Annotated in this window: 5 protein-coding genes, 1 tRNA gene and 1 rRNA gene; 6 read left to right on the forward strand and 1 reads right to left on the reverse strand. The window is 71.3% G+C overall.

Annotation, left to right across the window (positions count from 1 at the left end):
- Positions 1-137 precede the first annotated feature (137 nt).
- Together rrf and ACIPW5_RS07035 are read left to right on the forward strand one after the other, a co-directional pair.
- Positions 138-254: ribosomal RNA gene (gene rrf / locus ACIPW5_RS07030) — 5S ribosomal RNA — on the forward strand.
- 5 nt (positions 255-259) lie between these two features.
- Positions 260-332, forward strand: a tRNA-Thr gene (locus ACIPW5_RS07035).
- A 128-nt stretch (positions 333-460) separates the two neighbouring features.
- Here ACIPW5_RS07035 and ACIPW5_RS07040 read toward each other — a convergent pair.
- On the reverse strand, positions 461-3,043 hold the full coding sequence (locus ACIPW5_RS07040) for a SpoIIE family protein phosphatase (protein WP_401241457.1): 2,583 nt from the start codon (positions 3,041-3,043) through the stop codon (positions 461-463).
- A 167-nt stretch (positions 3,044-3,210) separates the two neighbouring features.
- On the opposite strand from ACIPW5_RS07040, the gene ACIPW5_RS07045 reads away from it, so the two are divergent.
- The 4 genes from ACIPW5_RS07045 to ACIPW5_RS07060 all read left to right on the forward strand — a co-directional run bounded on the left by ACIPW5_RS07045 (position 3,211) and on the right by ACIPW5_RS07060 (position 13,792).
- Positions 3,211-8,721, forward strand: a complete 5,511-nt coding sequence (locus ACIPW5_RS07045; protein ID WP_401241460.1) for a HAMP domain-containing protein — start codon at positions 3,211-3,213, stop codon at positions 8,719-8,721.
- A gap of 236 nt (positions 8,722-8,957) precedes the next feature.
- Entirely contained in the window at positions 8,958-9,638 is a 681-nt protein-coding gene (locus ACIPW5_RS07050) for a two-component system response regulator (protein ID WP_125818620.1), read from the forward strand.
- A gap of 168 nt (positions 9,639-9,806) precedes the next feature.
- Positions 9,807-12,578 (forward strand): DNA translocase FtsK, encoded by a 2,772-nt coding sequence (locus ACIPW5_RS07055; protein WP_401241462.1) that lies wholly within the window; start codon positions 9,807-9,809, stop codon positions 12,576-12,578.
- A 302-nt stretch (positions 12,579-12,880) separates the two neighbouring features.
- Positions 12,881-13,792, forward strand: coding sequence for a RodZ domain-containing protein (locus ACIPW5_RS07060; protein WP_401241465.1), 912 nt, complete (start codon positions 12,881-12,883; stop codon positions 13,790-13,792).
- The last annotated feature ends 95 nt before the right edge of the window (positions 13,793-13,887 follow it).

The following is a 13,887-nucleotide window of genomic DNA, read 5'->3' on the forward strand; positions in this document are numbered from 1 at the left end:
CAGATGTGGAAGCCCGGTAACGGGTGGAGCTGACTGGTACTAATAGGCCGAGGGCTTGTCCTCAGTTGCTCGCGTCCACTGTGTTAGTTCTGAAGTAACGAACTCGCCTTGCCGGCTTGAGTTCAACTTCATAGTGTTTCGGTGGTCATAGCGTTAGGGAAACGCCCGGTTACATTCCGAACCCGGAAGCTAAGCCTTTCAGCGCCGATGGTACTGCAGGGGGGACCCTGTGGGAGAGTAGGACGCCGCCGAACAACCCGCCCTTTTAGCTCAGTCGGTAGAGCGTCTCCATGGTAAGGAGAAGGTCAACGGTTCGATTCCGTTAAAGGGCTCAAAGAAAAAGGCCCCCGCCAGATGGCGGGGGCCTTTTTGCGTTTCAGGACGAGTTTCCGGACCGGACGCCGGGCCGCGCTTCCACGGTTCCGGCCCGCCGGTGGCGCGGGCCGGGACCGTGTGCGGCTCAGGAGCCTTCGCGCTGCTGGGGGACGCGGAAGGCCAGGATGGCCATGTCGTCGGAGGCCGGTTCGGCCGCGAAGCGTTCGACCGCGCGCAGGACGCGGGAGGCGACCGCGCCGGCGGTCAGGCCGGTACAGGTGGTGAGCACCTCCGCGAGCCCGTCGTCGCCGAGCATCCTGGAGCCCTCGCGGCGTTCGGTGACCCCGTCCGTGACGCAGAGCAGGACGTCGCCCGGGTCGAGGGTCATGGTCTGTTCGTAGAGGTCGAGGTCCTCGATCACCCCGAGCAGCGGCTGCGGTTCCGCGGCAGCCGTGACCTCGCCGTCCGGGCGCAGGCGCAGCGGGAGGGGGTGGCCCGCGCAGACGACCTTCATCAGGGCGCCGCCGCCGGGCTGCGGGTGGAGTTCCCCGTAGAGGAGGGTGAGGAAGCGGCTGCGGGCGCCCTCGTCGAGGATCGCCGCGTTGAGGCGTTCCAGCACCGCCGGTCCGCCGAGGCCCTCGCGGGCCAGGAGGCGCAGGGCGTGCCGGGCCAGGCCGGTGACGGCCGCGGCTTCGGGGCCCGTGCCGCAGACGTCGCCGATGGCGAAGCCGTACGCGCCGTCGCGGATCGGGAAGACGTCGTAGAAGTCGCCGCCCACCTCGTTGCCCTCGCCGGCGGCGCGGTAGATGACCTCGACCTCCATGCCGGGGATGGCGGGGGAGCCGGGCGGCAGGAGGCTGCGCTGGAGCGAGCGGCTGATGGCGGTGCGCTCGGAGTAGAGGCGTGCGTTGTCGAGGGCCAGGGCCGCGCGCCGGGAGAGGTCGTCGGCGAGCTCCAGGATCTCCTGGCGGAAGTGCTCCTCGCTGGGCTTGCCGAGGGTCAGCATGCCGATCACCCGGTTGCGGGCGAGCAGGGGCAGGACGACCGTCTCGCCGCCGACCGCCGCAGCCGTCGCGGGCCAGGGGCGGGCGCCGGCCTCGCGGACCGGTTCGGGCGGGTCGACACGGGACAGCAGGGCCTTGAGGCCGTCGATGCGTTCCTCGTCCTCGTGCAGGACGTAGGCGAGGTACGGGTCCGAGGCCTGGTCGGCGATGGTGTAGACGGCGCACCAGGTGGCGAGCGTCGGGACGGTCATCTGGGCCATGAGGGCCAGGGTCTGGTCCCGGTCCAGGGTGCCGGCGAGCAGGTCGGAGGCCTCGACGAGGAAGGAGAGGGAGCCGCGGCGCAGCCGTTCCAGCTCGCCGAGGCGGGCGGACTCCACCGCCAGGGCGATGCGGTCGGCGGCGAACTGGAGGCGCAGGGCCTCCTCGTTGGTGTAGCGGCCGGGTCCTTCGGCGGCGACGCCGAGGGACCCGGTGAGGCGGCCCTCGACCTTGAGGGGGACGGTGACGACGGAGCGCATGCCGGTGGACTCCAGGAGCGGTACGGCTCCGGGGACGACGGCGAGGTCGTCGTGGACGGCGGGCAGACGGGCCGATCCGTAGCGGCTGGTGCCCGCCTCGACGGGGACGCGGGCGAAGCGCTGGCGGGTGGAGGGCAGGCCGGTGGTCGCGCGGACCTCCAGCTCGGTCTCGTCGTCGGTGGCCAGCAGCAGGAAGGCGGCGTCGGCGTCGAGCATGTCGCGGGCCCGCTCGACGGTGCGCTGGAGCAGTCCGTCGAGGTCGTCGGGGGCGGGGGAGCCGATGAAGACCTCGAAGGGGTCGGTGGGGCGGGGCTCGCTGTGCTGGCCGTCGGAGGAGGGGACGCGGACGGGGGTCTGGAGCAGGGCCCGCTCGTCGTCGTGGACGAGGAGGCAGACAATGGAGGGCTCGCCGTGGGCGTCGCGCACCCGCAGGTGGGAGGCGTAGACGGGGATGACCCGGCCGTCGGCGCCGCGGATGCCGTAGCTGCCCTCCCAGCGGGACAGGCGCAGGGCCTCGGCGACGCCGGTGCCGGTCCCCGGGGTCTGGGGCCAGGCGGCGATCTCTGCGAGGGGACGGCCGAGGGCCTTCTCGGCGGGGTGGCCGAAGATGTGCTCGGCGTCCTCGTTCCAGGCGGAGATGGTGTCGGCGGCGTCGATCTGGAGGACGGCGACGCGGACCCGGCTGTCGGCCAGCGGCAGGAACTGGTCCGGTACGACGGGCCCGGCGGAGCGGGTACCGACCGGACGGTCCGGGAGATCGAGGCGGAACCAGACGTGCTTGTGGGTGGCGGTGTACTCGACGCCCCAGCGGGTGGCGAGGGCGGCGCAGAGCATCAGCCCGCGGCCGCTCTCGCGGTCGGGGTCGGCGTACGGGCGCTCGCCGGGGTGCCGCAGCGGCAGTTCGCGCTCGGGGTAGCGGTCGGCGACCTCGACGCGTACGCCGCCCTCGGCGCGCAGGCACAGGACCTCGGCCCTGGTTCCGGCGTGCACCACGGCGTTGGTGACGAGCTCGCTGGTCAGTACGGCCGCGTCGTCGACGATGTCCGCGAAGCCCCAGCCCTGCAGCGTGTCGCGCACGAACGCGCGGGCGGCGGCGACCGACCGCCCTTGAGGGTCGAAACTGGCAGCCGCCCGTGCCGTGATCACGAGTCTCCTTCGACGCGGTTGGACATCGGATGCCAGGTTACTTACCTTCGCGGTCTCCATGAGGCGGTCGTACGGGAATCCACCCGCAGGGTGCGGCCGGTGTGCGATGGTGCCGAAGTGTTATCGCCGGGTTCGGCCGGGGTGAAACACTGGGCAGGCTTGGAGGGCCGGCTCTTGGACAGCCGGCGTCCGGTGGAACAGAGGTCGACCCTTTCGGGAGGGACACGGTGGAGTCTGGCGCAGCGGTGCGGCGTACGGGAACGCGCCCCAAGGGGGGCCGGTCCCGGCGGAACGGGACCACGGAAGTCGACACCGCCGCTCTGAACCGCCTGCTCACGGCCCTGGTGTCGATGCGGGACGGGAACTTCCGCAAGCGGCTGACGGTGTCCGGCGAAGGCGTGATGGCGGAGATCGCCGCCGTCTACAACGAGGTCGCCGACCGCAATCTGCACCTGACCGGTGAGCTGTCCCGGGTCCGGCGGACGGTGGGCCGTGAGGGCAAGCTGAGCGAGCGGCTGGAGACGGGGGCCTGCGAGGGTTCCTGGGCGGCCGCGATCGACGCGTCGAACCAGTTGGTCGACGATCTCGCGCGGCCGGTGTCCGAGGTGGGCCGGGTGCTGTCGGCGGTGGCCGAGGGCGACCTGGACCAGCGGATGGACCTGCGGACCCAGGCCCCGGACGGGGTGGGGCATCCGCTGCGCGGGGAGTTCCTGAAGGTCGGACGGACGGTCAACAACCTGGTCGACCAGCTGTCGGCGTTCACCGACGAGGTGACGCGGGTGGCGCTGGAGGTCGGCACGGAGGGCAAGCTGGGCGGGCAGGCCCAGGTGCGCGGAATGTCCGGTTCTTGGAAGGACCTGACCGACTCCGTCAACACGATGGCGTACCGGCTCACCGCTCAGGTGCGTGACATCGCCCTCGTCACGACGGCGGTCGCCAAGGGCGATCTGTCGCGCAAGGTCACGGTGCACGTGGCCGGCGAGATGCTCCAGCTGAAGAACACCGTGAACACCATGGTGGACCAGCTGTCCTCCTTCTCCTCCGAGGTGACGCGCGTCGCCCGCGAGGTGGGTACGGAGGGCGAGCTGGGCGGCCAGGCGAAGGTGCCCGGGGTCGCGGGCGTGTGGAAGGACCTGACCGACTCCGTCAACACGATGGCGGGGAACCTGACGGCGCAGGTGCGCGGGATCGCACAGGTGACGACGGCCGTCGCGAACGGCGACCTGTCGCAGAAGGTGCGGGTCAGCGCGCGCGGCGAGGTCGCGCAGCTGGCCGAAACGATCAATCAGATGACGGAGACCCTGCGGACCTTCGCGGACGAGGTCACGCGCGTGGCCAGCGAGGTCGGCGCCAAGGGCCTCCTCGGCGGCCAGGCGCAGGTGCCGGGGGCGGCGGGTACCTGGAAGGACCTCACCGACTCGGTGAACACGGTCTTCCGCAACCTCACCACGCAGGTGCGGGACATCGCGCAGGTGACGACCGCGGTGGCCAACGGCGACCTGTCGCAGAAGGTCACGGTCAACGTGGCCGGCGAGATGCTGGAGCTGAAGAACACCGTCAACACGATGGTGGACCAGCTCCAGTCGTTCGGTGCGGAAGTGACGCGCGTGGCCCGTGAGGTCGGCGTCGAGGGTGAGCTGGGCGGTCAGGCGCAGGTGCCGGGGGCGGCGGGTACCTGGAAGGACCTCACCGACTCGGTGAACACGGCTTTCCGCAACCTCACCGGGCAGGTCCGCAACATCGCCCAGGTGACCACGGCGGTGGCCAACGGCGACCTGTCGCAGAAGGTCACGGTGGACGTCTCCGGCGAGATGCTCCAGCTGAAGAACACCGTGAACACGATGGTGGACCAGCTGTCCTCGTTCGCCGACCAGGTGACCCGGATGGCGCGGGACGTGGGCACGGAGGGACGGCTCGGCGGCCAGGCCCGGGTGGAGGGGGTCTCCGGCACCTGGAAGGAGCTCACCGACTCCGTCAACTTCATGGCGGGGAACCTGACGTCGCAGGTGCGCCAGATCGCCCAGGTGACGACGGCGGTGGCGCGCGGTGACCTGTCGCAGAAGATCGACGTGGACGCCCGGGGCGAGATCCTGGAGCTGAAGAACACCATCAACACGATGGTCGACCAGCTGTCCGCCTTCGCGGAGCAGGTGACCCGGGTGGCCCGGGACGTGGGCACCGAGGGCCGGCTCGGCGGGCAGGCGCAGGTGCCCGGTGTGGCGGGCGTGTGGCGGGACCTGACGGACTCGGTGAACGGCATGGCCGGGAACCTGACGTCGCAGGTGCGCAACATCGCCCAGGTCGCGACGGCGGTGGCGCGCGGCGATCTGTCGCAGAAGATCGACGTGGACGCCCGGGGCGAGATCCTGGAGCTGAAGAACACCCTCAACACGATGGTCGACCAGCTGTCGAACTTCGCGGAGCAGGTGACGCGGGTCGCCCGCGAGGTGGGTACCGAGGGCATCCTCGGCGGGCAGGCGGAGGTCAAGGGGGTCTCCGGCACCTGGAAGGACCTCACCCAGTCCGTCAACTTCATGGCGAACAACCTGACGTCGCAGGTGCGCAACATCGCCGAGGTGACCACGGCCGTGGCCATGGGCGACCTCTCCAAGAAGATCACGGTGGACGCCAAGGGCGAGATCCTCGAACTGGTCACCACCGTGAACACGATGGTCGACCAACTGTCGTCCTTCGCGGAGCAGGTGACGCGGGTGGCGCGCGAGGTGGGCTCCGAGGGCATCCTCGGCGGCCAGGCCCGGGTGCGCGGGGTGACCGGCATCTGGAAGGACCTCACCGACAACGTCAACCTGATGGCCAACAACCTGACCTCGCAGGTGCGCAACATCTCGCAGGTGTCCGCGGCGGTCGCCAACGGCGACCTGACGAAGAAGGTGACGGTCGAGGCGCGCGGCGAGGTCGCGCAGCTCGCCGACACCGTCAACACGATGGTGAAGACCCTGTCGTCCTTCGCGGACGAGGTCACGCGCGTGGCCCGCGAGGTGGGCACGGAGGGCCGGCTCGGCGGCCAGGCGCACGTCCCGGGCGTCTCGGGGACGTGGAAGGACCTCACCGACTCGGTGAACTTCATGGCGTCCAACCTCACCGGCCAGGTGCGGCAGATCGCCATGGTCACGACCGCCATCGCCAAGGGCGACCTGACCAAGAAGATCGACATCGACGCCCGCGGGGAGATCCTGGAGCTCAAGACGACCATCAACACGATGGTCGACCAGCTGTCCTCCTTCGCCGACCAGGTGACGCGGGTGGCCCGCGAGGTGGGTACCGAGGGCATCCTCGGCGGCCAGGCCCGGGTGCGGGACGTGGACGGCACCTGGCGGGACCTGACCGAGTCCGTGAACGAGATGGCCGGGAACCTGACCCGGCAGGTGCGCGCGATCGCGGCCGTGGCCACCGCGGTGACCCGCGGCGACCTGAGCCTGAAGGTCGACGTGGACGCGGCGGGCGAGATCCAGGTCCTCCAGGACAACATCAACACGATGATCGTCAACCTGCGGGACACCACCCTGGCCAACAAGGAGCAGGACTGGCTCAAGGGCAACCTCGCCCGGATCTCGGCCCTGATGCAGGGCCGCCGGGACCTGGACGACGTGGCCTCGCTGATCATGAGCGAGCTGACGCCGGTGGTCTCCGCGCAGCACGGGGCGTTCTTCCTGGCCGTCCCGGCCGGCGGGACCTCCGAGATCGGGACGGACGGCGGCGCGGAGGGCTCGTACGAGCTGCGGATGCGCGGGAGCTACGCGTACGCGGGCGGGCAGATGCCGATCTCCTTCCGGCCCGGGGAGGGGCTGATCGGCACGGTCGCCGAGGAGAAGCGGACGATCCTCGTCGAGAACACCCCGCCCGGCTACCTGAAGATCTCCTCGGGGCTGGGCGAGGCGCCGCCGGCGCACGTGATCGTGCTGCCGGTGCTGTTCGAGGGGAAGGTGCTCGGCGTCATCGAGCTGGCGTCGTTCACTCCGTTCACGCAGATCCAGAAGGACTTCCTGAGCCAGATCGCCGAGATGATCGGTACGAGCGTCAACACCATCTCGGTGAACTCCAAGACGGAGATGCTGCTCAAGCAGTCGCAGGAGATGACCGAGCAGCTGCGCGAGCGCTCCGACGAGCTGGAGAACCGGCAGAAGGCCCTCCAGGCGGCCAACGCGGAGCTGGAGGAGAAGGCCGAGCTGCTGGCCCAGCAGAACCGGGACATCGAGGTGAAGAACACCGAGATCGAGGAGGCCCGGCAGGTCCTGGAGGAGCGTGCCGAGCAGCTCGCGGTGTCGATGCGGTACAAGAGCGAGTTCCTCGCGAACATGTCGCACGAGCTGCGGACCCCGCTGAACTCGCTGCTGATCCTGGCGAAGCTGCTGGCCGACAACGCGGACGAGAACCTCTCGCCGAAGCAGGTGGAGTTCGCGGAGACCATCCACGGCGCGGGTTCCGACCTGCTCCAGCTGATCAACGACATCCTGGACCTGTCGAAGGTCGAGGCGGGCAAGATGGACGTCTCGCCGACGCGGATCGCGCTGGTCCAGCTCGTGGACTACGTGGAGGCCACCTTCCGGCCGCTGACCGCGGAGAAGGGGCTGGACTTCTCGGTACGGGTCTCCCCGGAGCTGCCCGCGACCCTGCACACCGACGAGCAGCGGCTGCTCCAGGTGCTGCGGAACCTGCTGTCCAACGCGGTGAAGTTCACCGACAACGGGGCCGTGGAGCTGGTGATCCGGCCCGCCGGGTCCGACGTGCCGACGGCCATCCGGGAGCAGCTGCTGGAGGCGGGGTCGCTGCGGGACGCGGACGGCGACCTGATCGCCTTCTCCGTGACCGACACCGGGATCGGGATCGCGGCGAGCAAGATGCTGGTGATCTTCGAGGCGTTCAAGCAGGCCGACGGCACCACCAGCCGCAAGTACGGCGGCACCGGCCTCGGGCTGTCCATCAGCCGGGAGATCGCCCGGCTGCTGGGCGGGGAGATCCACGCGGCGAGCGAGCCGGGCCGGGGGTCGACCTTCACGCTGTACCTGCCGCTGCACCCGAGCGAGCTGCCGCCGCAGGGGTACGCGCCGCCGACGCCCGGCGGGGCGCGCGGGGAGTACCGCAGGGCGGCCGAGGAGGAGCCGGTGGCGGTCCAGCCGCTCCCGGCGGCGCTGCCGTCCCTGCCGGCGCCGCTGGGCGCGGCACCGCAGCGGCAGGCGCTGCCGGTGGCGGAGGGGGCCGGGCAGGGCTCCTCGGCGCTGTTCCGGCGCCGGCGCAAGCCGCCGGCCGGTCCGCTGCCGCGCACCGAGGTGCCGGGGCAGCCGGAGGGCGACGCCTGGGACGTGGCGGAGCCGCTGCCGGTGCCGCCGCGCACGTACGACTTCCACGGTGAGCGGGTGCTGATCGTGGACGACGACGTGCGCAACGTGTTCGCCCTGACGAGCGTGCTGGAGCAGCACGGGCTGGCGGTGCTGTACGCGGAGAACGGCCGGGAGGGCATCGAGGTCCTGGAGCAGAACGACGACGTGGCGGTCGTGCTGATGGACATCATGATGCCGGAGATGGACGGGTACGCGACGACCTCGGCGATCCGGCGGATGCCGCAGTTCGCGGGGCTGCCGATCATCGCGCTGACGGCGAAGGCGATGAAGGGGGACCGGGAGAAGGCCATCGACTCCGGGGCCTCCGACTACGTCACCAAGCCGGTCGAGCCCGACTACCTGCTGACGGTCATGGAGCAGCACATGCGCGGGGACTGACCGCGGGGCGGGCCGCGGGGCGGAGACCGGGAGGGGAACCTTCGGGTCTCCCCTCACGTTTCCGCTTCGTGCACAGTGACATCTCGGTGACAGGGTGTGGCGATCTCGGGACTGGGGCTACGATGACCGGCACAAGGACGGACGGCTCAAGGATGCCGTCCTCTGGGGCGGGGCCCGGCGCGCACGCCGGAGCCAGGAGCCGGGGAGGCCCCATGCCGGGGCGAGGAGGACAGGGCATGGTGCAGAAGGCCAAGATCCTCCTGGTCGACGACCGGCCGGAGAATCTGCTGGCGCTGGAGGCCATCCTCTCCGCGCTCGATCAGACACTGGTCCGGGCGTCGTCGGGGGAGGAAGCGCTCAAGGCGCTGCTCACGGACGATTTCGCGGTCATCCTGCTGGATGTCCAGATGCCGGGCATGGACGGATTCGAAACGGCCGCGCACATCAAGCGGCGCGAGCGGACCCGGGACATCCCGATCATCTTCCTCACCGCGATCAACCACGGTCCGCACCACACCTTCCGCGGCTACGCGGCGGGCGCGGTGGACTACATCTCGAAGCCGTTCGACCCGTGGGTGCTGCGCGCCAAGGTCTCGGTGTTCGTGGAGCTGTACACGAAGAACTGCCAGCTGCGGGAGCAGGCGGCCCTGTTGCGGCTCCAGCTGGAGGGCGGCGGGACCAACGGCGACGGCGGCCGGGAGACGGCCGGGCTGCTGGCCGAGCTCTCCGCGCGGCTCGCGGCGGTCGAGGAGCAGGCCGAGGCGCTGACCAAGCAGCTCGGCGAGGACTCGGCGGACGCCGGGGTGGTCGCCACGGCCGCGCACCTGGAGCGGAAGCTGACCGGACTGCGGCGGGCGCTCGACGCGCTGGAACCGGGAGCCAGCGGGGGAGCCGCGGTCCTGCCCGCGCAGGGCTGAGGGCGCGGGGCCGCCCGCCGCGCGACGGCGGAGCGGCCCGCCCGGCAGTCCTGCTGGGCACCCGTCAGTTCTGGCACGGCGTCAAAGCGCTTGCGGGCGCGGCGACACGAACGGGTGAAGGAGTGGGCACGCGTGTCCACCGGCGTGCGCACAGGTAACCTCGGCCCCATGGCCTCAAGTACGTCCGGCAAGGGTTCCCAGAGCACGGCGGGCACCGCGAAGGGCCGCACCGGCCGTACGACGGCGCCGACCAAGAAGGCGGCCCCGCGTAAGCCCCCCGCGAAGAAGGCGGTCGCGGCCAAGCGCCCCCCGGCGAAGAAGGCCGCCGCCAAGCCGGCGCCGTCGCCGAGCGGGGGAGTGGTGCGGCTGGTCCGCTGGTGCTGGCTCGGTCTCGCGCACGCCGTCGGCGGGCTGTTCCGCGGGATCGGCAGGGGCGCGCGGAACCTGGACCCCGCACACCGCAAGGACGGTGTGGCGCTGCTGCTGCTCGCCCTCGCGCTGATCGTCGCCGCCGGTACCTGGTCGAACCTGAGCGGGCCCGTCGGGGACCTGGTGACGATGCTGGTCACCGGTGCCTTCGGGCGCCTGGACCTGCTCGTGCCGATCCTGCTGGGGGTCATGGCGGTACGTTTCATCCGGCACCCCGAGCAGACCGACGCCAACGGGCGGATCGGGATCGGCCTGTCCGCCCTCGTCGTCGGCGTCCTCGGGCTGGTGCACATCGCCTGCGGGGCGCCCGGGCGGGACGAGGGCACCACCGCCATGCAGAACGCGGGCGGGCTGATCGGCTGGGGCGCCTCCAAGCCGCTGATCTTCACGATGGGGGCGCCGCTCGCGGTACCCATGCTGGTGCTGCTGACGGTCTTCGGGCTGCTGGTGGTCACCGCCACCCCCGTCGCCGCGATCCCGCAGCGGCTGCGCCGCGCCGGGATCCGGCTCGGGGTGATCCAGCCGAACGCGTACGACGAGGGGTACGGGGAGCCCGAAGGCGCCGGCGGGCAGGACCGTCACGACGCCGAGCAGTGGCAGGCCCGCACCGGCGGTGCGGTGGACGAGGCCGAGGAGGCGGCCCTGGCGCGCCGGCGCCGGCCCCGGCGGAGTGCCGCGCGGCCCGGCGGGCGCGAGCCGGACGCCGTCGACGTCGCCGCGGCGGCAGCGGCCGCGCTGGACGGGGTGGTCTACGGGGGGCTGCCGCCGAACCCGCTGGTCGCCGATCTCACCCAGGGCATCTCCGCCCGGGAGGAGGGCGTGGAGGTCACCGCTCCGGTGCCGCCCGCCCGGGAGGAGCGGCCCGCCCCGGCCCCCGCCCCGGCCCAGGCTCCGGCCCCGGCCGGCGGGCGTGACGAGGCCCCGCACGAGCGGACCGCAGCGGCCTCCGGGACGCTGTCGGTGCCGGACCTGACGAAGGCGCCGCCCGAGGCCCAGCCGCTGCCGCCGCGGGCCGAACAGCTCCAGCTGCGCGGGGACATCACGTACGCCCTGCCCTCCCTGGAGCTGCTGGAGAAGGGCGGACCCGGCAAGACCCGCAGCGCCGCGAACGACACGGTGGTGGCGGCGCTGACGAACGTGTTCACCGAGTTCAAGGTGGACGCGCAGGTCACTGGCTTCACCCGGGGTCCGACGGTCACCCGGTACGAGGTGACGCTCGGCGCCGCCGTGAAGGTCGAGCGGATCACCGCGCTGGCGAAGAACATCGCCTACGCCGTGGCCTCGCCGGACGTGCGCATCATCAGCCCGATCCCGGGCAAGTCGGCCGTCGGCATCGAGATCCCGAACACCGACCGCGAGATGGTCAACCTGGGCGACGTGCTGCGCCTCGCGGACGCCGCCGAGGACGACCACCCGATGCTGGTCGCGCTGGGCAAGGACGTCGAGGGCGGCTACGTCATGGCCAACCTCGCCAAGATGCCGCACGTGCTGGTCGCCGGCGCCACCGGCTCCGGCAAGTCCTCCTGCATCAACTGCCTGATCACCTCGATCATGGTGCGGGCCACCCCGGAGGACGTCCGGATGGTCCTGGTCGACCCCAAGCGGGTCGAGCTGACCGCCTACGAGGGCATCCCGCACCTGATCACGCCGATCATCACCAATCCCAAGCGGGCCGCCGAGGCCCTCCAGTGGGTCGTGCGCGAGATGGACCTGCGCTACGACGACCTGGCCGCCTTCGGCTACCGGCACATCGACGACTTCAACCAGGCGATCCGGGACGGCAAGATCAAGCTGCCGCCGGGCAGCGAGCGGGAGCTCAGCCCGTACCCGTACCTGCTGGTGATCGTGGACGAGCTCGCGGACCTGATGATGGTGGCCCCGCGCGACGTCGAGGACTCGATCGTCCGCATCACCCAGCTGGCCCGCGCGGCCGGCATCCACCTGGTGCTCGCCACCCAGCGGCCCTCGGTGGACGTGGTGACCGGTCTGATCAAGGCGAACGTGCCCTCGCGGCTGGCCTTCGCGACCTCCTCGCTCGCCGACAGCCGGGTCATCCTGGACCAGCCGGGCGCGGAGAAGCTGATCGGCAAGGGCGACGGGCTGTTCCTGCCGATGGGCGCCAACAAGCCGGTCCGGCTCCAGGGCGCCTTCGTCACCGAGGACGAGATCGCCGGGATCGTGCAGCACTGCAAGGACCAGATGGCGCCCGTCTTCCGGGACGACGTCACGGTCGGGCAGAAGCAGAAGAAGGAGATCGACGAGGAGATCGGCGACGACCTGGACCTGCTGTGCCAGGCGGCGGAGCTGGTGGTCTCCACCCAGTTCGGCTCCACCTCGATGCTCCAGCGCAAGCTGCGGGTCGGCTTCGCCAAGGCGGGCCGGCTCATGGACCTGATGGAGTCCCGCGGGGTCGTCGGGCCCAGCGAGGGGTCCAAGGCGCGCGACGTGCTGGTCAAGCCGGACGAGCTCGACGGGGTGCTCGCCGTGATCCGCGGCGAGGACGCCCCGTAGGGCGTCCGGAGCCCCCGGAGGCACCCGGGCAACGAGGGAAGCGGAATCCCCCGGGGCCCCGGGCGGCCCGCTAGAACGGGGGTCCGGCCGCCTCACCCGACCGAATGGGATCGTGGCCGGATCGTCACCGGATCAGGCGGCAACCGTTTCCCGCGGGCGTGCGTCAAGTTGAGGGAGGCACCGGCGACCGCTCCCTCGCCATTCGGATGGCGTAGGAAGCGGACCCTCCGGTTGCCCCACCCTTTCGTACCCCCCCTAGACTGGACATCCAGCAGGTGGCTACACGCTCGAAAGGCGCCCTTGTGTCCATCGGCAACTCCAACTCCCCCGAAGAAGAGCGGCCTTCGACCGACGTCCGGTCCGAGGACCGGTCCGAGGACCGCATCGTCGAGCGCTCCGTCGAAGAGCCGTCCATCGGGACGGCCCTGAAGAAGGCCCGGATCGCCGCCGGGCTCACCGTCGACGAGGTCAGTTCCACCACCCGCGTGCGCATCCCGATCGTGCACGCGATCGAAGAGGACGACTTCACGCGGTGCGGTGGTGACGTGTACGCCCGCGGCCACATCCGTACGCTCGCCCGCGCCGTCCACCTCGACCCGGCACCCCTGGTCGAGCGCTACGACGCGGCCCACGGCGGACGGCCGGCGCCCACCCCCGCCGCGCCGATGTTCGAAGCCGAGCGGCTCCGTCCCGAGCGGCAGCGGCCCAACTGGACCGCCGCCATGGTCGCCGCCATCGTCGCGGTGATCGGTTTCGTCGGCTTCACGGCCTTCGGCGGCGGTGACGGGCAGTCGAAGCGGCCGGTGGCGGAAGGTTCCGCCGCCCCGAAGCCCGCGCCCAAGCAGTCCGCGGGCAAGCAGCCCGCCGCCCCGAAGCCCCAGGCCCCGCAGGCTCCCAAGCCCGAGCCCTCGGACAGCGCCATCGCCGCCGCGCCCAAGGACGTCGTCACCGTCGTCCTGACGGCCGACGCCGGCGAGAGCTGGATCTCCGCGAAGGACCACAGCGGCCGGCTCCTCTTCGACGGCACCCTCGCGCAGGGCGAGTCGAAGACCTTCACCGACAAGGAGTCCGTGGACCTCGTTCTCGGCGACGCCGGTGCCGTCAAGCTGTTCGTGAACGGCAAGGAGATCAAGGAGCGGTTCGAGTCGGGACAGGTCGAACGTCTCACCTACACCAAGGACGACCCGCCCCAGGGTCAGGCCCAGGCGGGCTGACCAGCACGGAATACGAAATTCCAGATCCCCGGGATCCCGCGCGGCGGCCGCCGCCGGCCCCGGGGATCTTGTCGTGGGGGGACTTGGGGCGGGGG

Origin of the sequence: Streptomyces sp. NPDC090077, assembly GCF_044747545.1 — a bacterium.
Taxonomy (GTDB): domain Bacteria; phylum Actinomycetota; class Actinomycetes; order Streptomycetales; family Streptomycetaceae; genus Streptomyces.